The sequence below is a fragment of the Dellaglioa sp. CoH-57-MRSF-21 genome, assembly GCF_056781915.1.
The window spans coordinates 1-279 of the sequence record NZ_JBXAXU010000175.1 but is presented as its reverse complement, the minus strand read 5'-3'; the positions used below and the strand labels follow the sequence as shown (position 1 = coordinate 279).

The following is a 279-nucleotide window of genomic DNA, read 5'->3' as shown; positions in this document are numbered from 1 at the left end:
GGGAAAGCACGTGCTTATGTACGATTCGGCTCACAAGAACAAAGAAAGCAAACCGGACCCGATATACATCACAGAGGCTGACCTGATGGAACGTGAAGGCCTCACTCCAGCCCAGTTCTTGCAGTATCAAATTCTGCTGGGCGATAAGATTGACAGCATTCCACGAATTGGCGCGTTCAAGCCGCTTCAGATTAAGAAGGGGCTGATCGAACACGGCACGATCGCTGACTGGTACGCAGCGGCCGACGCAGACGTGAAGAAAATGTTCGACATGAATCG

The 279-nt window shown here is 51.6% G+C and carries 1 pseudogene; it reads left to right on the top strand.

From position 1 onward, the window contains the following. Positions 1-85: 85 nt before the first annotated feature. A pseudogene (locus AC1RPQ_RS08430) lies at positions 86-279 on the top strand (hypothetical protein); the annotation flags it as partial.